Genomic DNA, 24,187 nt, shown 5'->3' on the forward strand with positions numbered 1-24,187 from the left:
AGCGCTACATCGCCCGAGACCTCTACCGACGCCTCGAAAACCCACCCCAACCACTTGACGCACCATAGGAGCGTCCCCCGCCGCCCCTCCCGCACACCGGACCCGCCATTGACCAAGGAGTTCGGGTCAGGCCCACCGCCCCGACCCGACACGAACTCCTTAATCACCGCCGTCCAGCACCGGACCGGCTCCGGTGATCATGAAGTTGGCGGCGGTTGTGGAGATCGAAAAGGCCGCCAACTTCATGATCAACGCCTGGGGGCGGGGGTGGGGGTGGGGGTGCGGGGGGTGGGGGTGCGGGGGGTGGGGATCAGGGTGGGGGGCAGGTTTGTCAGGGTGGGGTGGCCGGTGTGGGTGACGGTGGCCGTCACCGGGGTGCCGGCGATGCGCAGGTTGGTCGCGCTGAGCGCGCCCAGTTCCGGGCCGGCCAGCGGGCGCAGGTCGACCCGGCCGTTCGGCACGTCGGGATAGACGCCGAGAGCGGCCTGGAGCAGCAGCACGGCCGACGCCGCCGACCAGGCCTGCGGGCGGCACGCCGCCGGGTAGGGCACGGGTCGGCCGAGCGCCGCCCGGTCGTCGCCGCCGTACAGCTCGGGCAGGCGGTAGTCGAACGCCTCGGCGGCGGCGAGCAGGCCGTCGGCGAGGCGTAGCGCCGCGTCCCGGTGCCCGTCGCGGGCCAGCCCCGCGAGCACGATCGCGGTGTCGTGCGCCCAGATCGAACCGCAGTGGTACGACAGCGGGCTGAACCCGGCGTCGTCGGTGGACATGGTGCGCAGTCCGAAGCCGCCGGCCATCGCCTCGGTGGAGAGCAGCGCCGCCACCTGGGCCGATTCGGCGTCCGACAGCAGCCCGGTGCCGAGCAGGTGGCCGATGTTGCTGGTCAGCGCGTCGACCGGGCGCTTGTCCCGGTCCAGTGCCAGCGCGGGTTGCGGGCCGTGGCGGCCGTCCACCCAGAACGCCGCGCGGAACCTGGTGGCGAGCCGGTCGGCGTAGCCGCGCCAGCGGTCGGCGTCCGGACGACCGAACGCGTCCAGCAGGGCCGCCCCGTCGGTGGCCGCCCGGTACGCGTACCCCTGCACCTCGGCCAGCACGATCGGCGGCGCGGCCAGCCGGCCGTCGCGGAAGCGCACCGCGTCGCCGGAGTCCTTCCAGCCCTGGTTGGCCAGGCCGTGGCCGGTGGTGTCGATGTACTCGACGAAGCCGTCGCCGTCGGCGTCGGCGTGCTCGCCGAGCCAGCGCAGCGCCGCCTCCAGGTGCGGCAGCAGCGGCTCGATCTGGTCGGCGGGCAGGCCCCAGCGCCAGGCGTCGTGCAGCAGGCTGACCCAGAGCATGGTCGCGTCGACGGTGCCGTAGTACGCGGGCGGCAGCCGCAGCCCCTCGTTCGGGGCGAACTCGTGCCGGCGCAGCTCGTGCAGGATCTTGCCGGGCTGCTCGCCGGTGGCCGGGTCGACCCGGGTGCCCTGCCGGCGGGCCAGCACCCGCAGCGTGCCGGCGGCCAGTTCGGTGCCGAGCGGCAGCATCATCCGGGCGCCCCAGAGGCTGTCCCGGCCGAACAGGGTGAGGAACCAGGGCACGCCGGCGCCGAGGAAGACGTCCTCCGGGTGGGCCGGCTCGGCCAGGCGCAGCGCGTGCAGGTCGGCCAGGGACCGGTCGAGCAGCCGGAGCAGTCGGCGGTCGTCGGCGGCGACCCGTGGTTCGGCCCAGCCGGGGCCGGGCGGCGCGGCGGTCACCACGGCCCGCGGGTCGGTGACGGCGAGCCGCCAGCGCAGCGTGACCGAGTCGCCCGGGTCGACGGCGACCGCCCAGCTCAGGCGCGGTGCGACGGCGCGCTCGCCGGTGGCGTCCACGGTGGCGCCCGCGCCGGTCACGGTCACGGTGAGGCCGTCGGCGGCCCACTGCACCCGGCCCGGCTCCCCGGCCTTGGCCTCCAGCGGCTGGCCGGCGTGGCCGGTCTTGACCTGCTCGATCGGGGCGAGATCGCAGGCCAGGTCCACGGTGACGGTGGTGCGGACCGGCTCGGCGGCGGTGGACGACACCACGATCTCCTCGGTGAGACCGGCCGGGCCGGCCCGTCGGGTGCGTTCGACCCGGACGGTCGGGTCGGGGGTGTCGTCGCCGAGCCAGCGGGCCAGGGCGACGAAGCGGGCGCCGTGCGGGCCGGCGGCGCCGTTCGCGATCGTCTCCGGCGCCTTGTCGTCGAGGCGCAGCTCGGCGCGGGAGAGCACCCGGGCGTCGGCGTGGAAGACGCCCTGGACACCGTGCGGCCGGAGCTGACCGGCCGCGTCGCCGAGCGCGCTCGTGGGGGCGTGCACCACCCCGACCAGGTCGTGCAGCAGGGGTTGGAGGCGGCGTTCGGTCACGGGGGAACTCCTGGTGCTGATCGGTGGCTCGGATGTCTTGACAACTGGCGGCGGCCGGGTGCAGAGTGCGAAACATTCCAGAAACTTTGAACGATCTAATCCTGCCGCATCGGTATTGGATCGTTCAAGGCGGCGAGAGGGATTTCGTGGGAGAAAAGGTAACCATCGCGACCGTGGCCCGGCATGCCCAGGTCAGCCGGCAGACCGTCTCCAACGTGCTCAACGCCCCGCACATCGTCCGCGAGGACACCCGTCGCCGGGTGCGGGAGGCCATCGCCGCGCTCGGCTACCGGGCCAACCAGGCCGCCCGCCAGATGCGGACCGGGCGGTCCCGGCTCATCGCCGTCCGCATCGAGCCCACCCGGGACGGCATCAACGGCTCCGTGCTCGACCGCTTCCTGCACGGCCTCACCGAGACCGCCGACGCCACCGGCTACCGGGTCATGCTCTACACCGCCCGCCACGACGACGACGAGATCGCCACCTACGACGACCTGCTCGGCGCGTACGAGCTGGACGCGTTCGTGCTCACCGGCACCAAGCACCGCGACCCGCGTACCGCGTGGCTGGCCGAGCGGAAGGTGCCGTTCGTGACGTTCGGCCGGCCCTGGGACACGCCGGAGGCGCACCCCTGGGTCGACGTGGACGGCGCCGCCGGCACCGCGCAGGCCACCCGGCACCTGCTCGCCGCCGGCCACCGTCGGATCGCGTTCCTCGGCTGGCCCGCCGGCTCCGGCGTCGGCGACGACAGGCGCGCCGGCTGGCGTACCACGATGGCGGAGGTCGGCCTCGACGGCGCCGCACCGGACCGCGCCACCGAGGACGGCATCGCCGAGGGGGAGCGCGAGGCCCGCGCGTTGCTCGCCCTCGACGCGCCGCCGACGGCGCTGGTCTGCGCCAGCGACTCGCTGGCCCTCGGCGCGTGGCAGGCCGCCCGCGACGCCGGGACCGACGTGGCGGTCGTCGGCTTCGACGACACCCCGGTGGCCGCCGCGGTCGGGCTGAGCAGCGTCAGCCAGCCGCTCGGCGAGGCCGCCGCCCGCTGCGTCGAGCTGCTCACCGGGCTGCTCGACGGGCAACAACGCGACCCCCAACTGCTGCTCGACCCCTCGCTGGTGCTCCGGCACTCGGCGTGATCCCATCCCCCACCAGGAGAAACAGATGACACCACGGATGCTCACCCGGGCCGCGGTGGCCGGCGTCGCCGCCGTCGCCCTGCTCGGCTCCGCCGCCTGCGGCAGCGGCTTCGACGACTCGGCCACCGACACCAAGCAGTCCAGCGGCCCGGCCAGCCTGCAGATCCTGATCGGCTCCTCCGGCGACGCCGAGACCAAGGCCGTGAAGGACGCCGCCGCCGCGTGGGCCGGCTCGTCCGGCAACTCCGCCACCGTCACCCCGGCGCAGGACCTCACCCAGCAGCTCGGCCAGGCGCTGGCCGGCGGCACCCCGCCGGACGTCTTCTACGTCGACGCGGCCCGCTTCGCCGACTTCGCCAGCGTCGGCGCGCTGGAGCCGTACGGGGACAAGGTCGCCAACTCCGACGACTTCTACGAGAGCCTGCGCACCGCGTTCACCTACGACGGCAAGCTCTACTGCGCGCCGAAGGACTTCTCCACCCTGGCGCTCCAGATCAACACCGACCTGTGGGCCAAGGCCGGCCTGACCGACGCCGACGTGCCGACCACCTGGGACCAGCTCACCGCCGTCAGCCAGAAGATCAAGGCGAAGGGACAGGTCGCGCTCGCGCTCGGCGACACCCGGGACCGCATCGGCGCGTTCATGGTGCAGAACGGCGGCTGGCTGATGAGCAAGGACGGCAAGCAGCCGACCGCGGACACCCCGGAGAACCTCCAGGCGCTCCAGTACGTCAAGTCGCTGCTCACAGGCGGCTACGCGAAGTTCCCGAAGCAGCTCGACTCCGGCTGGTCCGGCGAGGCGTTCGGCAAGGGCAAGGCCGTGATGACCATCGAGGGCAACTGGATCAAGGGCGCCCTGCAGAACGACTTCCCGAACGTGAAGTACAAGGTGGTGCCGCTGCCGGCCGGCCCGAAGGGCCAGGGCACGCTTTCCTTCACCCAGTGCTGGGGCATCGCGGCCAAGTCGAAGTACAAGGAGCAGGCGATCAAGTTCGTCGAGGCGATGACCGCCGGCGAGCAGCAGATCGGCTTCGCGAAGGCGTTCGGCGTGATGCCGTCCCGCCAGTCGGTCCGCGACCAGTACACCGGCGCGTTCCCGGCGGACAAGCCGTTCATCGACGGCGTCGAGTACGCCCAGGGCCCGGTGAACGCGCCGAAGATGGACAGCGTGCTGCGGGACCTGGAGGCCGGCCTCCAGGGCCTGACCACCGGTGACCCGAAGACGATCCTGGCCAACTTCGACAAGAACGCCAAGGCGGCGCTCGGCGGCTGAGGTGTGAGGAGGGGCCCCCTGTTAACAGACGGGTGTTAACAAGGGGCCCCTCCTTCCACCTCCCCCGAGCGAAGGAGGAGGGAATGGCAACGGACACGCTCGCCGCGCCGGGCACCGCGTCGGCCGGCCCGCCGCGTCGCCGTACGGGCGGCATCCGCAGCAACGAGAACCTCGCCGGCTGGCTCTTCGTCGCGCCGGTGATCGTGATCCTCGGGCTCTTCCTGCTGCTGCCGATCCTGATGGCGCTCTGGGTGAGCCTCACCGACTGGAACGGCCAGGGCAGCCCGTTCACCGGCGACGTGCCGTTCGTCGGCGGCGACAACTACAGCCGGCTGTTCACCGACGACGGGCTCGCCCGCCGCGACTTCATGACCGCCATCCGCAACAACATCTACTACGTGGCGATCGTGGTGCCGGTGCAGACCGCGCTCGCGCTCGGTCTCGCCCTGGTGGTCAACAACCGGCTGCTGAAGGGGAAGGGCTTCTTCCGCAGCGCGTTCTACTTCCCGTCCGTCACCAGCTCGGTCGCGGTCAGCGTGGTCTTCCTGTTCCTGTTCGCCAACTCCGGCGCGGTCAACCGGCTGCTCGGCCTGCTCGGCGTCGACGGGCCGGAGTGGTTCGCCGACGGTCGCGGCGTCCTGCACCTGGTCCTCGGCGCGTTCGGGCTGGACACCCCGCCGGCCGCGCTCACCTCCGGCGGCCCGTTCGGGCTGAGCTGGTGGGAGTGGCTCTCCGGGCCCAGCGTGGCCATGATGTCGATCATCTGCCTGGTCATCTGGACCACCTCGGGCACGTTCATGCTGATGTACCTGGCCGCGTTGCAGAACGTCCCGGTGGCGCTGGACGAGGCCGGCATGCTCGACGGGGCGTCCCGCTGGCAGCGCTTCCGGTACGTCACGCTGCCGCTGCTCAAGCCCACCACGTTCCTCGTGGTCACGCTGGGACTGATCGGCTCCTGGCAGGTCTTCGACCAGGTGTACGTGATGAGCCAGGGTGACCCGGCCAAGACCACGCTCACCCCGGCGTACCTGTCGTACCGGACCGCGTTCCGCGACTTCGACTACGGCTCCGGCGCGGCCATCTCGTTCGTGCTGTTCCTGATCATCATCCTGCTCACCCTGTTCCAGCGCCGGCTGATGGCCGACCGGGACGGCAACCGGCGCGGCCGGTGGTGGCGGCGACGCGTACCGGAGGGGTCCTGACATGGCCGTGCTGACCGACCGGCCGGCGCCGGTCGCGCGCCGTCGCGACCGCGAGCCGCGCGCCCGGGCCAACCGCTTCCTCGGGTACGCCGTCCTGATCTTCTTCGGACTGGTCTTCCTCTACCCGTTCGTGATCCAGCTCGGCAACTCGTTCAAGACCGAGCCGGACGCGGCGGCCAACCCGCTGTCGCCGATCCCGGACCCGCTCACGCTGGCCGGCTTCGAACGGATCTTCTCCGGCACCAACTTCCCGCTCTGGCTCGGCAACTCGCTGCTGGTCACCGTGCTGGTCACGCTCGGCCGGGTGTTCTTCGACTCGCTCGCCGGCTACGCGCTGGCCCGGCTGCGCTTCCGGGGCCGGGCCGGGCTGTTCGCCGCCGTCATCGCGGTGATGGCGGTGCCGGGCGTGGTGCTGCTGATCCCGAAGTTCCTGGTGCTCAAGCAGATCGGCCTGTACGACAGCTACGCCGGCCTGATCGTGCCGCTGCTCGCCGACGCGGCCGGCGTGTTCATCATGAAACAGTTCTTCGAGTCGATCCCGGTCAGCGTGGAGGAGGCGGCCCGGATCGACGGCGCCGGTGTCTTCCGCACGTTCTGGTCGGTGGTGCTGCCGATGGCCCGGCCGGCGCTGATCACGCTGACCATCCTGTCGTTCCAGGGCTCCTGGAACGAGTTCCCGCACAGCCTCGTCTCGGTGCAGGACCCGGGCCTGTTCACGCTGCCCCGAGGGCTGGCCGACCTGGTCGGCGGCTCGCTCGGCAAGGGCAACCAGTATCCGCTGAAGCTCGGCGCGGCGCTGCTGGCCACCATCCCGGTGGCGGTGCTCTTCGTGATCTTCCAGCGTTACTTCGTACGCGGCGCCAACGAGGGCGCGGACAAGGGCTGACCGGTGGCCGGCGGTCCCGCCCCGTGCCGGGACCGCCGGCCACCCGTCGAGGGCAGACCGGCGGCCGGCCGGAAACTCATCGCTGCGCCGGCGCCGATTCCGCCGGGACGGCCACGTGCAGCCGGAGCTGGGGCACCAGCATGTCGTCCACGTCCAGCGCCCGGGTCGCGCCGTCCGGCTCCCAGCCGGTCGAGCCGAGGAACGCGCGGGTCGCCGCGTCCGCGTCGAACGCCCACGCCACCGCGCGGGTGAGCCCGTCCGCGCGCCAGTGCTCGACGGCGGCGGCGAGCAGTCGGCTGCCGTGCCCGCGCCGCCCCCACCGCGGCTCGACCAGCAGGTCGGTCACCGCGGCCACGCCCGAGTCGAACGCGTCGGCCGGTTCGCCCGGGGCGAGCGCCTCGGCGTCGGCCGGACCGGAGGCGGCGAACCCCACCAGATACGATTGCGCGGCCTGTTCGACGGCGACCAGCACCCGGTGCGCGCCCGAGGGCGGCTCCTGCACCGCCGCGCCCCACCGCCGGGCGAGGTACGCCTCGTCCAGGTTGTCGAGCACGTGCCGGGGCAGGATCCGGCGGTACGCGACCCGCCAGGTCGCGAGCTGGATGCGTGCGATCTCGGCGACGTCCTCGGGACGCGCGGGGCGGACGTAGCCTTCAGCCATGGCACGTGAGCCTACGCAGGGCGAGGAGGAGGACGGTGGCGCAGGGTGCCGGGCGGACGACCGCGCAGGTCGTGGCCGTGGCGGCGCTCGCCGCGGCGGTCACCCTGTTCCTCTCCGTGGCGGCGGTGCGGCACGGCTTCTTCGACCTGCGGGTCTACCACGGCGCGCTCACCTACTGGGCGCGTGACGGCGGCGAGATCTACGACTTCCTCAAGGCCGGCACCCAGTACGGCTTCACCTACCCGCCGTTCGCGGCGCTCGTCATGCTGCCCATGGCGTACCTGCCGTGGGGCGCGGCGATCGTGGTGAGCGTGGCGGCGACGGTGGTGGTCAGCGCCGTGGTGATCTGGTGGCTGCTGGACCCGGTGGCCCGTCGGGCCGGCTGGACCCGGTGGTTCACGCTCGCGGTCGCGCTCTGCCTGGCCGCCGCGTACGAGCCGATGCGCGAGACGGTCAATTTCGGTCAGGTCAACATGCTGCTGCTGTTCCTGGTGGCGGTGGACCTGCTCCGGCTGCTGCCGGCCGGCAACCGCTGGGCCGGCGTGGGCATCGGCCTGGCCACCGCGATCAAGCTGACCCCCGGCATCTTCATCGTCTACCTGCTGGTCACCGGCCGCTGGCGGGCCGCCGCGACCGCGGTCGGCTCGGCCGCCGTCGCCACGCTCGTCGCCGCCGGCCTCTTCCCGGACGCGTCCCGCGAGTTCTGGACCGAGGCGCTGTGGAACACCGACCGGGTCGGTGAGCTGGCGTTCGTCTCCAACCAGTCGCTGCGCGGCGTGGTCGCCCGGCTCGACCCGGAGCATCCGAGCACCGTGGCCTGGCTGCTGCTGGTCCTGGCCACGCTGGTGGTCTGGGGCTGGCGCTGCCGGGCCGCGGTGTCCGCCGGCGACGAGGCCACCGGCCTGGCCCTGACCGGTGCGGTGATGTGCCTGGTCAGCCCCGTGACCTGGGTGCACCACCTGGTCTGGCTGCTGCCGGGGCTGATCCTGCTGGTCGACAACGGCATGGCGGCGCCCGCCCGCAGCCGGCGGCGCCGTCTGCTGCTGGCCGCCGCGCTGATCGGGTACGCGCTGCTGTGCAGCCGGATCGTCTGGTCCTGGGAGAAGGACTTCACCGGCGTGGACGGCTTCCTCGGCAGCAACACCTACGTGTGGATCAGCCTGGCGCTGCTGCTCGGCCTGCCGATCCGCCGCTGGGCGGTCCCGGCCGGCGGCGCCGGGCCGGCGGGCGGGACCGGGCCGGCCGGGTCAGCGGTCGAGCCGGGCGGTGTACCGCAGCTCGCGGAGCAGGACCGGATCGCGCCCACCGTGCAACGGCACCGGGTAGGCGGACTCCTCGCCGTCCGGTGAGTGCCCGGCCCGCTCGTAGAAGCGGCGGGCCCGGGCGTTGTCGGCGAGCACCCAGAGCCGGTACTCGGTCCAGCCCCGCCCGGCCAGCCCGGCCCGGGCGGCGGCGAGCAGCGCCGCGCCGGTGCCCGAACCCCAGTGCGCCGGCTCCAGATAGAGGGCCAGCAACTCGCCGCACGCCGGGTCGAGGTCGCCGCGGTCCTGGTTGTTCCGGTACGGCCCGAACGTGGTGAAGCCGGTGACCTCCCCGTCGGCCTCGGCGACAAGCGTGGTGAACGGGTGCTCCGGGTCGGCGGTGCCGAGGTCGCGGCGGCGCTGCGCCCAGGCGGCCGGGTTCAGCCGGCGCAGCACCTCGGCGGGCATGATGCCGGCGTACCCGGCCTGCCAGCCGTGGACGTGTACCCGGGCGATCGCCTCGGCGTCGTCCGGTTCCTCCCGGCGGATGGTGGGCACCCGTCCAGTTCTATGCCCCGGCGGTCGACCGGTCCAGCCGCCGCTCCGTCCGCGTCGTACCGGTGGATTAGGGTCGCGACGATGGCCGCACCGGAATCGCTCTCGCTCGCCCAGGCCCGCCGGGTCGCGCTGGCCGCCCAGGGCTTCGCCGACCCGACGCCCACCGGCGTGCCCACCCGCCGGCACCTGCGCCGGGTGCTCGACCGGGTCGGGCTGATCCAGATGGATTCGGTGAACGTCCTGCAACGCGCGCACTACCTGCCGCTCTACAGCCGGCTCGGGCCCTACCCGACCGCGCTGCTCGACACCGCCGCCTACCGCCGCCCCCGCGAGCTGTTCGAATACTGGGCGCACGAGGCGTCGCTGGTCCCGGTGGGGCTGCACCCGGTGCTGCGCTGGCGGATGGCCAAGGCGCGCGACGAGGCGTGGGGCGGGATGCGCCGGATCGCGCAGGAGCAACCCGAGCTGGTCGCGTGGGTCCGCGACGAGGTGGCCGCCCGGGGGCCGCTCACCGCCGCCGAGATCGAGCACGACGCGCCCCGGGAGACCGGCAACTGGGGGTGGAACTGGTCGGCCGTCAAGCGGGCGCTGGAGTTCCTGTTCTGGGCCGGTGAGGTCACCGCCGCCGACCGCACGAACTCGTTCGCCCGCCGCTACGACCTGCCCGAGCGGGTCCTGCCGGCGGCCGTGCTCGACGCGCCCACCCCGACCGTCGCCGAGGCGCACCGTGCCCTGGTGGCGCTCGCGGCCCGGTCGTTGGGCGTCGCCGCCGAGCCGGAGCTGCGGGACTACTTCCGCCTGCCGGTGGCCGGGGCCCGGCAGGCGATCGCCGAGCTGGTCGAGGCGGGCGAGCTGACCCCGGTCACCGTCCAGGGGTGGCGGCAGCCGGCCTTCCTGCACGCCGACGCCCGGCTGCCCCGCTGGGTGCGGGGCAACACGCTGGTCAGCCCGTTCGACCCGCTGGTCTGGGAGCGGGCCCGCACGGAGCGGCTCTTCGGCTTCACCTACCGCATCGAGATCTACGTGCCGGCGCCCCAGCGGGTGTACGGCTACTACGTGCTGCCCTTCCGGCAGGGCGAGCGGTTCACCGCCCGGGTCGACCTCAAGGCCGACCGGAAGGCGGGCGTCCTGTTGGTGCCGGCGGCCTGGCTGGAGCCGGGCGCCGACCCGGGGGAGACGGCCGTGGCGCTCGCCGCCGAGCTGTACCGGCTGGCCGGCTGGCTCGGCCTCGACGTGGTCGCCCCGCCGGCCGCCGGTGACCTGGCCGCGCCGTTGGCCGCCGCGCTGGTGGGCGTGGCCGGTGTACGGTGACCTCGTGACGAGCGTCGACCGGCCCGCTACCGCACCGCACCCGGACGCGGAGGCACCCGCACACGCCGAACCGCACGGGCACGCCGAGCCTTACGGCCACGCAGTGCCCTCCGGTCCTGCCGAGCCTTACGGCCATCCCGGGCCGGTGGCGTGGCCGGCCGAGGTGGTCTACCAGCCCGTCGAGCCGGACCGGTTCACCCGCATGGTGCTGCGCCTGCACGCCCGCGCCCCGCGCTGGGCGGTGCCGCTGGCCGCGCTGGCCTGCGTCGGCCTCGGCATGACGTACGCGTTGATCAGCGACCCCACCCGGAGCGACCCGGACGCCCGGCCGACCTGCCTGCTCAAGCTCACCACCGGGCTGGACTGCCCGGGCTGCGGCGGCACCCGCGCGCTCTGGTACGTGCTGCACGGCGACCTGCCGGCCGCCGCCCGGCACCACTTCCTCTTCGTCTTCGCGCTGCCGTTCCTGGCCTGGCTCTTCGTCGCCTGGGCCGGCAACCGGGCGTTCGGCTGGCGACTGCCCGAACCGCAGTTCAGCCCGAAGGTGCTCGGCGGTTTCCTGGCCGCCTGGGCGGTCTTCTCGGTGGTCCGCAACCTGCCCTGGGCGCCGTTCCCCTCGCTCTACGTCTGACCGCCCGCCGACGCGGGCACGCCGACGCCCGGTCGGCCGCGTGCCCGATTTCCGCGCCGGACGACGGGCAACTACAGTCCTCGGCATGCCGGAGATGGTGCAGCCCCAGGTCAAGCTGATCGCGTGGACCCAGTTCCAGGCGCCGGACGAGGTGCCGTGGTCGACCGACGCCGACGGCGGGCAGGCGCTCGCCGAGTTCGCCGGCCGGGCCTGCTACCAGAGCTGGAAGAAGCCGAACCCGGTCACCGCGACGAACGCCGGCTACCTGGCGCACATCCTGGAGGTGGGTCACCTGTCCGTGCTGGAGCACGGCTCGGTGAGCTTCTACTTCAGCGGCGTCTCCCGGTCGTTCACGCACGAGCTGATCCGGCACCGGCACTTCTCCTACTCGCAGCTCTCCCAGCGCTACGTGCCCGAGCGGGACGCCGCGATGGTCGAGCCGGCGGTGATCGCCGAGGACCCGGAGCTGCACAAGAAGTTCGTCGAGGCGTCCGAGGCGGCGGTGCGCGCGTACACCGATCTGCTGGAGGGCCTGGAGGCCCGCTTCACCGACGAGCCCAACCCGACGCTGCGCCGCAAGCAGGCCCGGCAGGCGGCCCGGGCCGTGCTGCCGAACGCGACCGAGACCCGGATCGTGGTGACCGGAAACTACCGGGCGTGGCGGCACTTCGTGAAGATGCGCGCCACCGAGCACGCCGACGTGGAGATCCGCGAGCTGGCGATCGAGTGCCTGCGGCAGCTCCAGGGCGTCGCGCCGAACGTCTTCGCCGACTTCGTGATCACCACGCTGCCGGACGGCACCGAGGTGGCGGCGTCGCCGCACGCGGAGTGAGTCCTCTCCCTTCGCCGCCGGGGCACCGGTGGTCGTCCGCTAGGTTGTGAACATGACGCACGACCACTCCGCCGCCCTGGACCGCGGCGCGTCGCGCCCGTTCGGGCGGGTGATCACGGCCATGGTGACGCCGTTCACCCCCGACGGCGCGCTCGACCTCGACGGCGCCGCCCGGCTGGCCCGGCACCTCGTCGACGAGCAGGGCAATGACGCGCTGGTGCTCAACGGCACCACCGGTGAGTCGCCGACCACCACCGACGCGGAGAAGGAGACGCTGATCCGCGCCGTGGTCGAGGCGGTCGGCGACCGGGCCCGGATCGTCGCCGGGGTGGGCACCAACGACACCCGGCACACCGTCGAGCTGGCCGCGCAGGCCGAGAAGGCCGGCGCGCACGGCCTGCTCGTGGTCACGCCCTACTACAACAAGCCGCCGCAGGCCGGGCTGCTGCACCACTTCACCACCGTCGCGGACGCCACCGGGCTGCCGGTGATGCTCTACGACATCCCGCACCGCTCCGGCGTGGCGATCGCCACCGAGACGCTGGTCACGCTCGCCGAGCACGGGCGGATCGTCGCGGTCAAGGACGCCAAGGGCGACCTGATCGCGACCTCGGAGGTGCTGGCCCGCAGCGACCTCGCGTTCTACAGCGGTGAGGACGCGTTGACCCTGTCCTCCCTGGCGATCGGCGCGGTCGGCGTGGTCGGCACGTCCACGCACTTCACCGGCGTGGCGACGAAGCAGATGATCGAGGCGTTCGAGGCGGGCGACCACGCCGGCGCGCTCGCCCTGCACCGGCGGCTGCTGCCGCTCTACACCGGTATCTTCCGCACCCAGGGCACGATCCTGGTCAAGGCCGGCCTCACGGCCCAGGGCCTGCCGGCCGGCCCGGTGCGACCGCCGCTGGTGGAGGCCACCGGCGACGAACTGGCCCAGCTGCGTGCCGACTGCGCCGCGGCGGGCCTGCCCCTGCCCGAATGATCCAACGACACGACGGACGCCGCACGACGGCGTCGCAGAATGAGGTGACGCGTGACCGAGGCGCACATCGACGGTGAGCTGCCCCCGCCGCTGCCGGAGGGCGGCCTGCGGATCATGCCGCTCGGCGGACTCGGCGCGATCGGCCGGAACATGACCGTCTTCGAGTACGACGGCAAGCTGCTGATCGTCGACTGCGGGGTGCTCTTCCCCGACGTCGAGCAGCCGGGCGTGGATCTGATCCTGCCCGACTTCGGTCCGATCCTGGACCGGCTGGCCGACGTGCAGGCGATCGTGCTCACCCACGGCCACGAGGACCACATCGGCGCGGTGCCGTACCTGCTCGCCCACAAGCCGGACATTCCGCTGGTCGGCTCCCAGTTCACGCTGGCGCTTGTCGAGGCGAAGCTGGCCGAGCGGCGGATCCAGCCGTACACGCTGACCGTGCGGGAGGGCGGCCGGGAGCGGCTGGGCCCGTTCGAGTGCGAGTTCTTCGCGGTGAACCACTCGATCCCGGACGCGCTGGCGGTGGCCATCCGCACCCCGGCCGGCCTGGTGCTGCACACCGGCGACTTCAAGATGGACCAGCTTCCGCTGGACGGGCGGATCACCGACCTGGCCGGCTTCGCCCGGCTCGGCGCCGAGGGTGTCGACCTGCTGCTCTCCGACTCGACCAACGCGGAGATCCCCGGCTTCGTCACGCCGGAGCGGGAGATCGGGCCGGTGCTCGACTCGATCTTCGCGAAGGCCAAGGGGCGGATCATCGTCGCCTCGTTCGCCTCGCACGTGCACCGGGTGCAGCAGGTCTTCGACTCGGCGGCCGAGCACGGCCGCAAGGTGGCGCTGATCGGCCGGTCCATGGTCCGCAACATGGGCATCGCCCGGGACCTGGGCCTGCTCAACATCCCGGCCGGTCTGGTGGTCAACATCGAGGAGGCCACCAACCTGCCGCCCGAGCAGATCGTGCTCATGTCCACCGGTTCGCAGGGCGAGCCGATGAGCGCGTTGGGCCGGATGGCCAGCGGCGACCACCGGCACATCACCATCGCGCCGGGCGACACCGTGGTGCTTGCCTCGTCGCTGGTGCCCGGCAACGAGACCTCGGTCTACCGGGTGATCAACCGGCTGGCCCGGGCCGGCGCCGTGGTGGTGCACAAGGACGTGGCGAAGGTGCACGTCTCCGGGCACGCCCCGGCCGGCGAGCTGCTCTACCTGCTCAACGTGGTGCGGCCGAGCAACCTGATGCCGGTGCACGGCGAGTGGCGGCACCTGCGCGCGCACGCCCGGCTCGGCATCGAGTCCGGTGTCGCGCCGGACCGGGTGGTGCTCTGCGAGGACGGCGACGTGGTCGACCTGGTCGAGGGCCGGGCCAGCCTGGTCGGGCGCGTGAAGAGCCGGTACGTCTACGTCGACGGCCTCGCCGTGGGCGACGTCAGCGAGTCGTTGCTGACCGAGCGCCGGATCCTCGGCGACGGCGGCTTCATCGCCACCACCGTGGTGGTCGACTCGGTCACCGGCAAGGTGGTCGCCGGGCCGACCGTCTCGGCGAAGGGCTTCTCCGAGGACCCGGCCGCGTTCAACCCGGTGGTCCCGCTGGTCACCGAGGCGCTGAACCGGGCTGCCGCGGACGGCATCACCGACCCGCACCAGCTCCAGCAGATCGTCCGCCGGACGGTGGGCCGCTGGGTCAACGACGCGTACCGCCGACGCCCGATGATCGTCCCGACAGTCGTCGAGGTCTGATCCCCGACCGGCCATGTTTCCGTGGCGGCCCCGCGGCACCTGAAGGTGCCGTGGGGCCCCTTTTTGTGGAGCCCGACGGGGTTGATTTCCGGGCCATTTCGTTATGCGGACAGCGTGTTCGCAAATTGACTAACAATGCCGATTAAAGGCGCTCTGACCTGCGGAAATGGCGACACACTGCTATCGCTCGAAGGGTGGGCGTGGTAGAAGGATAGGGCACGTCAGATTCCCTGTCGTGAATGTTTGTCTCCCTTCTTCCCACCCATTCGCCTTCGGTGCGCCCATGGCGTGCCCGTCGATCCTGCAGAAAGGTAGGATTCGATGTCCTCATTGTCCCGCCTGCGCGTCTGGGCCGTACCGGCCCTCGCCGGCGCGCTCGTCCTGTCGGTGCTGTCACCACCCGCACCCGTCTCGGCAAGACCCGCCGCCGCGGTGGAGAACCGGGCCGCCGCGGCGAAGCCGGCCACCTCGGCCGCGTCCACCACGTCGTCCCGGTCGACCGTCCGGACCGGACGGCTGGTCGAGCCCTCCGCGCCGGCCGCGCCGAAGAAGCCGCGCGCCGGCCACCGCGGCACCCTCGCGGTCGTCACCTGGCAGGCGCCCGCCGACCACGGAAGCGCCATCACCGGGTACGTGGTGACGCCGCACCGCGGCAAGAAGGCGGCCAAGCCGGTCTCGTTCGACGGCACGTCCACCACCCGCACGCTGCGGCTGGCCTCGGACAAGGGTTCGTGGACGTTCACCGTGGCCGCCCGCAACGCGGTCGGCACCGGCCCGGCCAGCCCCCGGTCGGCGCCCGCCAAGGTGCTCGCGCTGCCGGCCGCGCCGACCATCATCGCGGTCAGCGCGAACAGCACCACCGCGCTGCTGAGCTGGACGCCCGGCTCCGACGGCGGCTCCCCGGTGATCAACTGGGTGATCACCCCCTACGTCGGCGGCGCGCGGCAGGCGAGCCAGACGGTCGGCCCCGCCACCACGGCCGAGATCACCGGCCTGATCTCCGGCACCACCTACCGGTTCACGGTGGCCGCCCGGACCGCGGCCGGCACCGGGCCCGAGTCGCCGCTGTCGTTCGCGGTGACCATGAACGTGTCACCGACGCTGGCGTTCGCCACGCCGCCGCCGGGTGCGGTGGGAGTGGCGTACTCGGTGGGTCTCGACGCCACCCGGGGCGTGCCGCCGTTCGTCTGGTCGATCACCGGCGGCTCGCTGCCGCCGGGAATCTCGCTGGACCCCAACACCGGTGCCCTGAGCGGGTTGCCGACCACCGCCGGCCAGTATCCGTTCGTGGTGCGGGTGGTGGACGCGGCCGCGCAGCAGGGCAGCCGGCTGGTGACGATCGAGATCCGCCAGGCGCCGTCGCTCCAGAACGCGGCGCCGCCGCTGGCCGAGGTCGGGGCGATCTACTCCGACCAGTTCACCGTGGTCGGTGGCACCGCCCCGTTCAGTTGGTCGGTCACCGGCACGTTGCCGCCCGGGCTCACGCTCGACCCGAACACCGGGCTGCTCTCCGGGCGCCCCACCGCGGCCGGGGCGTACTCGTTCACGGTGCGGGTCACCGACGCGTTCGGGCTCTCCGACACCCAGCAGTTCCGGCTGATCGTCCAGGCGGCCAGCGTGGTCACGCTGACCGTCGACAGCACGCTCACCAACTTCGGCACACCCAGCTCCTTCCACGTGCGGATCGGCCCGGGCGTCGCCGAGGGGACCGTCACCGCGATCGACGTGCTGCCCAACGGCACCGACCGGCCGCTCGGTACGTTCCCGGTGACGTTCAACGCCGCCGACTTCCAGATCATCCTGCCGGCGTACGGGCTCAACCGGTTCCGGGTGCAGTTCGACGCCAGCAACACCAACGCGGTGGCCAACTCCAACACCGTCACCGTGGACATCCGGGCGCTGCCCGGCCAGGTGCTCATCGGCCAGTTCGCCCAGTCCGGCGTCGGGGGCGCCAAGGACCAGTTCCTGGGGATCCGCAGCAACCTGCCGATCGACGTGCCGATCGCCGGGTTCCGGATCGAGGCGCCGGGCGGGTTCAGCATCACCATCCCGGCCAGCGCCCGGCCGGTGCCGAACCGGCGAGGCTACCTGATCGCCGGGTCCGACTACTCGCTGTCGGGCATCCTGCCCGACCTGGTGGTGGACAACCTCGGGACCACCGGCGGCGGATTCCGCCTGGTGGCGCCGGACGTGCCCGGCACGGTGACCGACGCCGCCGGCTCCGCGCCCGGCTTCTACGAGGGCACCCCGCTGCCGGCGTTCAGCGGCCCGCCGTTCGTCACGCACGCCTGGGGCCGGATCCAGGAGAACGGCCAACTGATCGACACCGGAAACACCCGGAACGACTTCCGGCTGGTGGCCACCGTGCTCGGCCCGATCAACGGGGTGCCGTCCGCGCTCGGCAGCCCGAGCCCCCGCAACACGCTCGGCGTCTACCAGCAGAACGACGTCGCCCAGTCCACCCGGCTGGACCCGAACGTGTCCACCGGGGCGGCGCCGAACCGGGAGATGATCGGCAACAACCTGGTCCTCCGGTTCACCGTCACCAACCGGTCGTCCACCACCTCCCTGACCCAGGCGCGGATCCAGATCACCGCGCTGAGCCAGGTCAACGGCGCACCGAAACCCAACGGTCCCACACCGTCGCCGCAGGGCAACCTGCACGTGATCAACCCGCCCACCACGACCAGCCCGGTCACGTTGAGCAACGGGACCGTGGTCACCGTGAACAACCTCCGGATGGACGCGCCGGCCATCGACCCACCCGGCGGCGGCCTGTTCACCACGCTGACCATTCCACTTGACCTCGGCGGTCTCGGTCCGGGCGTCTCCATCCGGCTGGCGCTCTGGATGCACATCGACACGCCGGGACCGTTCTGGGTCGGCTGGGACGTCGACGCGCTCGGCGGCCCGGTGCCCTCGGCGGCGGCGATGTCCGCCAACGGCAAGGGACGCCTGCGGAAGGTCATGCCGGGTTCCGCGAAGGTCACGCCGTCGCACGTGATCAGCGGTACGGTCCGCTGATCGGATGACACGCGGTGCGGGTGGCGCTCCGGCGTCACCCGCACCGCCACGTCGCGCCACCGCACCGACAGGGAAGCAGATGACCGGACGATTCGCCTACGGGCTCCGGGTCCACGGGCTGGACGACGTCACCGACCTGATGCCGGCCGGCCCCGGGGGCGACCTGCCCGAGGTGACGATCCGCCAGCACGACGGCCCGCGCCCCACCGAAGTGCCGCTGGACCGGTGGCGGCAGGTGCGCCTGCTCGCCGACGGGCGGCACCTCACCGTCGACCGGCGGACCGGCACGGCCACGTTCCACGGGCCGCCGTTGACGCCGGACCTGCTCGCCCACCCCTACCTGGCGCCACCGGCCGTGGTGGTGAACCGGTGGGCGGGACGGGAGACGTTCCACGCCGGCGCGTTCGTCCGGCACGGGCGCGCGTACGCGGTGCTCGGTCCGCGTACCGCCGGCAAGAGCAGCCTGCTCGCGGCGCTCGCCGCCCGCGACGTGCCGGTGCTGGCCGACGACGTGGCGGTGGTGCACGACGGCGCGGTCTTCGCCGGGCCGCGCTGCATCGACCTGCGGCAGCCGGTCCCCGGCGCGGCCCTGGCCGGCCGGACCGCGCGGGAGGGCAGCCGGACCCGGGTGCCGCTGCCGCCGATCGCCGTCCGCGCGCCGCTGGCCGGCTGGTTCTTCCTGCGCTGGGGCGACGGGCCGGCGGCGACCCGGCTGGCCGCGACCGACGCGCTGGGCCGGCTCGCCGCCGAGCGGTCCTGGCCGCAGTTGCCGTCCGACCCGGCCGCGCTGCTCGGCCTGGCGGCGTTGCCCGCCTGGGAACTGACCCGGCCCCGGGACTGGACCGCGCTGGAGCGGACGTGGCGGCTGATCGCATCGGTCACCGAGTCCGCCGACCTCACCACGGCGGGCCGGCCGGCCTGATCAGCGGTCGCCGGCCAACCCCTGCGGCGCGGCGTCGCGGGGCGCCGGTGGATGCTGCCGCAACCACAGGTGCTGCACCAGCCCGGCGGTGCACTCCGGAATCGGCCACCGGCTCCAGGCCGCGCGCAACGCGGCCGGATCCACCACCGACTCGTCCACGCCGCCGCCGTCCCAGCTCCGCACGAACTCGCGCGTCGGCGTGCGCAGGAACACGTCCAGGAAGTGTGCCTTGCCCTGCCGCTGGAACAGCAGCGGCGGCAGGTGGCCGGCGGCCACCTCGGCGAGCAGGTCACGGCGGGCCACGCCACGGCGGTGACCGGCGGTGACGGCGAGCGCCGCCACGAACCCCGGATCGAGGAACGGATGCCGGACCAGCACACCGTGGTCCGCACCCATCCGGTCGAACGAGGCCACGGTGAGCCGCAGGTCACGGCGGCGCAGGTGCCAGGCCATCCGCCGGTCCAGCCGGGCCGGCTCGGCCCGCCGCTCGGCCCGGTGCCGGCGCAGCACCTCCTCGGCCGCCGCCGGCCGCAGCCAGGGGAACCGGTCGACGCCGGACGGCCCCCGTCGCCATCGGGCCCGCACGCGGGACGCCCGGTGGCGCAACCGACGGTACGGCGAGGCCGGCAGCGGTGGCCGCCAACCGGCGAGGATCTGGTCACCGCCGACACCGGTCAGCATCGACCCGCCGGCCGCCAGCTCGACGATCGGCAGGTGCAGGTGGGTGTTCAGCGGATGGCACACGCCGTAGCGGTGCAGGAACCGTCGGGCCACCGGGCCGACGAGGTCCAGGTCGTCGTCCGCGTGCAGGATCTGCCAGCGGTCCCACAGGCCCAGCGCGTCGATGACGCGGTCCTGCCAGCTCGACTCGTCGGCCGCCGGCGCGCCGGTGAAACGCCAGGTCACCGGCACCGGCGCGGGCAGGCCCTGCCGGGCGGCCACCCGGGCGGCCACGGCCAGCACCACTGACGAGTCGAGGCCACCGGAGAAGCTGACCAGGCACGGCGCGCGACGAACAGCCGGCAGCACCGCCGCCGCCAGCGCCGCCAGCGGGGACCCGACGACCGGAGCCGGCGGACCGGTGCGGTCCGCCGGCTCCACGCCGGGCACCAACCCGGTGGCCAGCTCGTACGGTGACGGCCATGGTGCGGACACCCGGGTGTCGACCGTCCACTCGGTCATGTCGGCTCCTGGTGAGCGGATCGCGGTGGTGCGCCCGGTCCTCAGAGGGACGCGCCGCTGCCGCCCGTCCCGTCACCGACGGGAAGCTCGCCGCCCCGGGTCAGCTCGGCCAGCGTTCCGAGCCGGGTCAGCCGCGGCGGCCGGTAGCCGTCGACGACCGTCTGCTGTGCGTCGGTCGGGGTTGTCTGCGGTGTGGTCATGTGTCGGTCCTCCGTGCAGGTCGAAGTGGACGGTGCCGTTCCGTCCGCACTGTCTATCGACGGGGCGACCGGACGGACACGGGGTGGCCAGAAATACACCCGATCGCGTGACTCGTCGCACCCGGTGAACATATCGACACGCTGGGTAGAAATGCCCCGCGCTCCTCAACCGATCGGCGGCCATCGCCGTACCCCCGGTCGGTCGGCGTGCCCCCCGCGCCGGCCGGGAGGAGCGTGGCGGATGGACCGCAGACGGATGACAGCCATCGGCGTACTGGTGGCGGCGGCCGGCCTGACGGCGGCGGTGACGCTGCCGTCGTTCGCCGGTGAGGAACCCCGGCGGGCGGCCCCGGCCGCCGACGGCATCGCCCCAGAGGTCCTGGACGCGCTGGGCCGCGACCTCTCGCTCACCCGCGACCAGGCGGTCCGCCGGCTGAAGACCGAACGCTGGGCGGCCGGCACGGTCAGCAGGCTGCGCACCGAACTCGGCGCCGGCTACGGCGGGAGCTGGCTCGGCGACGACGGCGCCACGCTCACCGTGGCGGTGACCGATGCGGCCGGGGCGGCGCGGGTCACCGCGGCCGGCGCGGTGCCGAAGCGGGTGCAGCGGGGCGTCGCCGAGTTGGACGCGGTGAAGACCCGGCTGGACGCGGCCGGCGCGGACGCCAGCCCGGACATCGCCGGCTGGTACGTCGACGTGGCCAGCAACTCCGTGGTGGTGGTCGCCCGGCCCGGCGCGGAGGCCGCCGGTCGCCGGTTCGCCGCCGCCGGCGGGACCACCGGCCCGGTCCGGGTGCGGACCGCCGACGAGGCCCCGCGCCCGCTGTTCGACGTGCGGGGCGGCGACGCGTTCTTCATCAACGACGCCGGCCGCTGCTCGGTCGGCTTCTCCGTGGTCGGCGGCTTCGTCACCGCCGGGCACTGCGGCCGGCCCGGCGACCGCACCACCGGCGGCAACCGGGTCGCCCAGGGCACGTTCGCGGCCTCGTCGTTCCCCGGCGACGACTGGGCGGTGGTCGAGACCAACGGTGACTGGACGCCGCAGGGCGTGGTGAACGACTTCAACGGCGGCACGGTGCCGGTGAACGGCTCCACCGAAGCCCCGGTCGGCGCGTCGATCTGCCGGTCCGGCTCCACCACCGGCACCCGCTGCGGCGTGGTGCAGGCCAAGAACGCCACCGTCAACTATCCGGAGGGGACGGTCACCGGGCTGACCCGGACCGACGTCTGCGCCGAGCCGGGCGACTCCGGCGGCGCGTGGCTCTCCGGTGACCAGGCGCAGGGTGTCACCTCCGGTGGCTCCGGCGACTGCACCCGGGGCGGCGTGACGTTCTTCCAGCCGGTCAACGAGATCCTCCAGCGCAACAACCTGACGCTGGTCACCGCCGGCGGCCAGCCGGCGCCCGCGGAGCCACCGGCCGGTGGTGACCAGACCGCCCCGCCGGCCGCCACGCCGCCCGCCGAGCCGCCGGCCGGCGACACCGAGTGCACCGGCCAGGTGAGCCGCACCGGCCGGATCGCCGCCGGGCGCGCGCAGGTGCAGCCGGACGGCCGCTTCTTCCGGGTGACCGGCGGCACGCAGGAGGCCTGCGTCGTCGCGCCGGACGGCGCCCGGGTGGTGCTGGAGCTGCAACGCTTCACCGGCGGCGCGTTCCGCACCGTGGCCCGCGCGGCCACCGCCGACGGCGCGGCCACGCTGACCGCCGACACCCCGGCCGGCGCCTACCGCTACCGCGTGGTCGGGCTGTCCGGCGCCGGCGAGTACACGGTGGCGTTCTCCGCCCGCTGACCGCCGCCCCCCGAGACCGCGGCCCCCGACCGCCACCGCCCGGTGGTCGGGGGGCGCGCCGCGTGCGGCTCAGCCCAGGGCGGCGACCGCGTCGGCGTACGCGGTGCCGGTGCGGACGGCGGCGGCCACCAGCACGGCCAGTTGGGTCGGCGCGACGCCGCAGGACAGGTCCGTGGTGACACCGGCGGCCAACACCAGCGTCCCGTCGCCGGGCTCGTGCACGTAGGCGGCGGGCAGCAGGCGGTCGTGGTTCCAGGCGTTGCAGAACGCGTACGCCTCGGCGCGTCGGTCGGCCGGCAGCGTGCGCGCCGCGACCACCCGGGCGTGCAGCACCTCGCCGAGCACGCGGAACTGGATCGTCGCCTCGCCCCACCGGCCGACGAGCGTGCCGTCCGGCTCCACCGTGACCGCCTCGCGGCGTGCCGCCAACGCGGCGGTGAGCAGCGCGGCGTCCAGCGGGGCCGGCTCCTCCGGGCCGGGTGGGCCCGGGTCGGCCGGGTCGGCCTCCGGCTCCTCGTCGAACTCGCTCTCCGCCGCCAGCGACACCGGCCCGGCGAGCGGCCGTTCGGCCAGCCAGGAGGCGATCCGGCCGGACTGGTGCCCGGTGCCGTTGCGGGCGTCGAAGCTGCCGGCCAGCGCGGTGGCCAGCGCCTGGAGCTGCGCGCCGAGCGTGGCCACGTCCACCTCGGCCGCCGGCCGGGAGCCGTGCCCGGGACGGTGGATCCGCCGCCCGCCGAGACCGGCCTCCGTGGCCAGCCCGCAGAGCAGCGCGCCGGCCGCCGCGAACTCCATCGCGGACAGGTCGTCGGTCGGCCGGTCCAGCCGGGGCAACTGCTCGGTCAGCAGCTCCAGGCCGCGGTGCGGGTACCCGCCCAGCGCGCAGAACCGCAGGTGCGTGGCGAGCAGCGGGAACGCGGCCCGCTCCCGACGGTGCCGGCGGTACGCGCGGACGTGCGCCCGCGCCGCCCGCTCCACCGCGCCGGTACGCAGCCACGGCAGCAGCCCCGCCGTGAGTGATCGTTCGGGCTGGTCGGTGCAGTCCGGCGGGCGGTCCGCCGCATCGCGCTCGCCGTGGTGCCGGCCGTGCTGGCCGTGGTGCCGGCCGTGCTCGCCCAGTGCCGCCAGGGCCGCCTCCGGCTCACCCCAGCCGGTCAGCAGCTCGGCCCGCCGGGCCGGGGCGCAACCCGGGCAGCCGCCCACCGGGTCGGCCGTGTCCCCGGCCGTCCACCGCTGGTACGCGCGCCGGGCGGCCGGCTCGTCGCCGAGGTGGTCGGCGAGCCGGCAGCGCAGCTCGGCGACCGGCGTGGCGTCCGGCCCCAGCTCGTCGGCGAGCGTGTCGGTGAGCGACCGGATCTGGTCCAGCCCGACCCGGGGCGTGCCGAGCGCCGCCTCCACCGCCTGCCGCTGGTGCCGACGCAGCCGGACCAGCTCGTCGGGGTGGGCGTCGAGCAGCCCCGGATGCCGGTCCAGCGTGGCCCGCAGGCGGCGTACCGGCTCCACGGTCCGCCACCGCTCGCCCCGGTGCAGGTACGCCTCGACCAGCGCGAACCGCGCCGACAGGGCGGTACGCGGGTCGTCGGCGGCGTCGGCGCGGGCCGCGATCCGGTCCAGCTCGGCGCAGCGTTCCTCGTCGTCCGGCCGGTCCCGGGCGTCGGCGAGCGCGGCGGCCAGCGCCCGGTCGCGGGCCGTGGTCACCGGAGCGTCCCGCCGGGCAGGTCGGCGACGGCGGCGGCGAGCTGGCAGCCGGTGGTGACGCCGCAGTCGATCAGCCGGTCGAGTTGGTGCGGGGTGACGCCGCGCTCCAGGTCGGTGGTGACCTCGCCGCAGACCTGGGCGACGCCGTCGTCGTCGACGTGCACGTACGCCTTGGGCCAGAGCCGGTCGTGGTTCCACGTGTTGCAGAACGCGTGCAGTTCGGGCACCCGCTCGATGCCGAACCGGTGCGCGGCGACGGTGCGCACCTGGAGCAGCTCGCCGGCCGCGCCCCGGCGGTGGAACCAGATCAGGCTGCGTTCCCAGCGGCCGACGAGCGCGCCGTCGGGTTCCTCGCCCACCGCGTACCCCCGGTGGGCCAGCACGGCGGCGATCAGCTCGTCGGTCAGTGGCCGCAGTGCCTGCGGGTGTCCGGTCAGCGGACCGTCCGGACCGTCCTCGATCTCCGGCGACGCCATCGGGCATCCCTTCTGAGGCGAATAACACAAACGGCGGCCCGGCCCGCGCTGCGACACGCGCACCCGACCCGGAAAAGCGGCGTTCCGCC

20 protein-coding genes are annotated in these 24,187 nt (G+C 73.9%); 13 read left to right on the forward strand and 7 right to left on the reverse strand.

The window, feature by feature from the left end; all coding sequences use genetic code 11:
* Positions 1–248 precede the first annotated feature (248 nt).
* Positions 249–2,360 carry a glycogen debranching N-terminal domain-containing protein gene (locus tag ACLQ2W_RS32080; RefSeq protein ID WP_425791428.1) on the reverse strand — a complete coding sequence of 704 codons (2,112 nt, stop codon included), beginning with the start codon at positions 2,358–2,360 and terminating at the stop codon, positions 249–251.
* A 146-nt stretch (positions 2,361–2,506) separates the two neighbouring features.
* Here ACLQ2W_RS32080 and ACLQ2W_RS32085 point away from each other — a divergent pair, with 146 nt between their 5' ends.
* The 4 genes from ACLQ2W_RS32085 to ACLQ2W_RS32100 all read left to right on the forward strand — a co-directional run bounded on the left by ACLQ2W_RS32085 (position 2,507) and on the right by ACLQ2W_RS32100 (position 6,857).
* Positions 2,507–3,496, forward strand: coding sequence for a LacI family DNA-binding transcriptional regulator (locus tag ACLQ2W_RS32085; protein WP_425791430.1), 990 nt, complete (start codon positions 2,507–2,509; stop codon positions 3,494–3,496).
* Between the two features lie 25 nt (positions 3,497–3,521).
* Positions 3,522–4,769: a sugar ABC transporter substrate-binding protein gene (locus tag ACLQ2W_RS32090; protein ID WP_396775936.1), complete on the forward strand. Its 1,248-nt coding sequence runs from the start codon at positions 3,522–3,524 to the stop codon at positions 4,767–4,769.
* A gap of 83 nt (positions 4,770–4,852) precedes the next feature.
* Complete coding sequence (locus ACLQ2W_RS32095) at positions 4,853–5,971, forward strand: carbohydrate ABC transporter permease (protein ID WP_281935521.1); 1,119 nt, start codon at positions 4,853–4,855, stop codon at positions 5,969–5,971.
* A 1-nt stretch (position 5,972) separates the two neighbouring features.
* Complete coding sequence (locus tag ACLQ2W_RS32100; protein ID WP_107156039.1) at positions 5,973–6,857, forward strand: carbohydrate ABC transporter permease; 885 nt, start codon at positions 5,973–5,975, stop codon at positions 6,855–6,857.
* A 76-nt stretch (positions 6,858–6,933) separates the two neighbouring features.
* Here ACLQ2W_RS32100 and ACLQ2W_RS32105 read toward each other — a convergent pair whose 3' ends face one another.
* Positions 6,934–7,518, reverse strand: coding sequence for a GNAT family N-acetyltransferase (locus tag ACLQ2W_RS32105; RefSeq protein ID WP_425791433.1), 585 nt, complete (start codon positions 7,516–7,518; stop codon positions 6,934–6,936).
* A 35-nt stretch (positions 7,519–7,553) separates the two neighbouring features.
* Between ACLQ2W_RS32105 and ACLQ2W_RS32110 the strand changes: the two genes are divergently transcribed.
* A complete protein-coding gene (locus ACLQ2W_RS32110; protein ID WP_425791435.1) occupies positions 7,554–8,867 on the forward strand; it encodes a glycosyltransferase family 87 protein in 1,314 nt (437 codons plus the stop codon).
* Here the strand turns inward: ACLQ2W_RS32110 and ACLQ2W_RS32115 are convergent.
* The gene (locus ACLQ2W_RS32115) at positions 8,766–9,317 is read right to left on the reverse strand and encodes a GNAT family N-acetyltransferase (protein WP_405092934.1); all 552 of its coding nucleotides are present in this window, start codon (positions 9,315–9,317) and stop codon (positions 8,766–8,768) included. The two genes, ACLQ2W_RS32110 and ACLQ2W_RS32115, sit on opposite strands and share 102 nt — an antisense overlap.
* An 81-nt stretch (positions 9,318–9,398) precedes the next feature.
* Here ACLQ2W_RS32115 and ACLQ2W_RS32120 point away from each other — a divergent pair, with 81 nt between their 5' ends.
* The 7 genes from ACLQ2W_RS32120 to ACLQ2W_RS32150 all read left to right on the forward strand — a co-directional run bounded on the left by ACLQ2W_RS32120 (position 9,399) and on the right by ACLQ2W_RS32150 (position 18,756).
* Positions 9,399–10,628: a winged helix-turn-helix domain-containing protein gene (locus ACLQ2W_RS32120; RefSeq protein WP_425791437.1), complete on the forward strand. Its 1,230-nt coding sequence runs from the start codon at positions 9,399–9,401 to the stop codon at positions 10,626–10,628.
* Positions 10,618–11,259, forward strand: coding sequence for a DUF2752 domain-containing protein (locus ACLQ2W_RS32125; RefSeq protein ID WP_425791439.1), 642 nt, complete (start codon positions 10,618–10,620; stop codon positions 11,257–11,259). The genes ACLQ2W_RS32120 and ACLQ2W_RS32125 overlap by 11 nt, the downstream gene beginning before the upstream one ends.
* A gap of 94 nt (positions 11,260–11,353) precedes the next feature.
* On the forward strand, positions 11,354–12,091 hold the full coding sequence (gene thyX / locus ACLQ2W_RS32130; protein WP_107156087.1) for an FAD-dependent thymidylate synthase: 738 nt from the start codon (positions 11,354–11,356) through the stop codon (positions 12,089–12,091).
* A gap of 52 nt (positions 12,092–12,143) precedes the next feature.
* Positions 12,144–13,070 carry a 4-hydroxy-tetrahydrodipicolinate synthase gene (gene dapA, locus ACLQ2W_RS32135; protein WP_425791441.1) on the forward strand — a complete coding sequence of 309 codons (927 nt, stop codon included), beginning with the start codon at positions 12,144–12,146 and terminating at the stop codon, positions 13,068–13,070.
* A gap of 51 nt (positions 13,071–13,121) precedes the next feature.
* Complete coding sequence (locus ACLQ2W_RS32140) at positions 13,122–14,810, forward strand: ribonuclease J (protein WP_281935505.1); 1,689 nt, start codon at positions 13,122–13,124, stop codon at positions 14,808–14,810.
* A gap of 321 nt (positions 14,811–15,131) precedes the next feature.
* Entirely contained in the window at positions 15,132–17,834 is a 2,703-nt protein-coding gene (locus tag ACLQ2W_RS32145) for a putative Ig domain-containing protein (RefSeq protein ID WP_425791444.1), read from the forward strand.
* 79 nt (positions 17,835–17,913) lie between these two features.
* Positions 17,914–18,756, forward strand: a complete 843-nt coding sequence (locus ACLQ2W_RS32150; RefSeq protein ID WP_425791446.1) for a hypothetical protein — start codon at positions 17,914–17,916, stop codon at positions 18,754–18,756.
* Here ACLQ2W_RS32150 and ACLQ2W_RS32155 read toward each other — a convergent pair whose 3' ends face one another.
* Both ACLQ2W_RS32155 and ACLQ2W_RS32160 read right to left on the reverse strand, forming a co-directional pair.
* Positions 18,757–19,938, reverse strand: coding sequence for an asparagine synthase-related protein (locus ACLQ2W_RS32155; RefSeq protein ID WP_425791448.1), 1,182 nt, complete (start codon positions 19,936–19,938; stop codon positions 18,757–18,759). It abuts the gene before it with no gap.
* A gap of 41 nt (positions 19,939–19,979) precedes the next feature.
* Entirely contained in the window at positions 19,980–20,138 is a 159-nt protein-coding gene (locus tag ACLQ2W_RS32160; protein ID WP_425791450.1) for a lasso RiPP family leader peptide-containing protein, read from the reverse strand.
* 241 nt (positions 20,139–20,379) lie between these two features.
* Between ACLQ2W_RS32160 and ACLQ2W_RS32165 the strand changes: the two genes are divergently transcribed.
* Complete coding sequence (locus ACLQ2W_RS32165) at positions 20,380–21,927, forward strand: S1 family peptidase (RefSeq protein WP_425791452.1); 1,548 nt, start codon at positions 20,380–20,382, stop codon at positions 21,925–21,927.
* Positions 21,928–21,996: 69 nt separating this feature from the next.
* Here the strand turns inward: ACLQ2W_RS32165 and ACLQ2W_RS32170 are convergent, their stop codons facing one another.
* Positions 21,997–23,622 carry a YbjN domain-containing protein gene (locus tag ACLQ2W_RS32170; protein ID WP_425791454.1) on the reverse strand — a complete coding sequence of 542 codons (1,626 nt, stop codon included), beginning with the start codon at positions 23,620–23,622 and terminating at the stop codon, positions 21,997–21,999.
* A complete protein-coding gene (locus tag ACLQ2W_RS32175; protein ID WP_425791456.1) occupies positions 23,619–24,098 on the reverse strand; it encodes a YbjN domain-containing protein in 480 nt (159 codons plus the stop codon). Before ACLQ2W_RS32175 ends, ACLQ2W_RS32170 begins: the two co-directional genes overlap by 4 nt.
* Positions 24,099–24,187 lie beyond the last annotated feature (89 nt).

Origin of the sequence: Micromonospora sp. DT227 (assembly GCF_049841835.1) — a bacterium.
Lineage (GTDB): Bacteria > Actinomycetota > Actinomycetes > Mycobacteriales > Micromonosporaceae > Micromonospora.